We start from the raw sequence: 393 nt of genomic DNA, 5'->3' as shown, positions 1-393 counted from the left end.
CCTGTTCCACAAGATCAGGAAACTGCACAATCAGATTGGAATACGTTGCCACGAATGCATCTACTGCACGTTCCTGCTCGTCTGCAATATATGCCACAAGCATTTTCTGGTGGAATTCGCTGAGTACTTTGCGTTCCTCATAAGAAAGTGCATTGGTTACCAAACCACCACCTGGTCTGCTATGTAAATATGCAAAGCCATCCCAGGCAGTTTTGAAGGTTGCTTCGGCTTCGCGCTTGGACTTATCGCGAATAGCCTTTTCAATCTGCGTAATCTGTTCATTTGCCATTGTCTTGTTCCTTAATAGCAGGGATACATTTCCAAAGCCGCAATTAGTGCCTTAGTGAGGATCTGTGCGTTGGTGTCTGTTCTTTTGGCGGAGGCAATTATATC

Annotated in this window: 1 protein-coding gene; it reads right to left on the bottom strand. The window is 45.3% G+C overall.

Going from position 1 to position 393, the window contains the following annotated elements; genetic code table 11:
- On the bottom strand, nucleotides 1-289 hold a 289-nt coding region (locus VJI77_RS07395; RefSeq protein WP_323988946.1), incomplete at its 3' end, for a hypothetical protein.
- Nucleotides 290-393 lie beyond the last annotated feature (104 nt).

This window comes from Parvimonas sp. D2, from assembly GCF_035282635.1.
Classification (GTDB): Bacteria; Bacillota; Clostridia; order Tissierellales; family Peptoniphilaceae; genus Parvimonas.
Note: the sequence above shows the minus strand (reverse complement) of the source record. Positions and strands in the feature narration are given on the sequence as shown.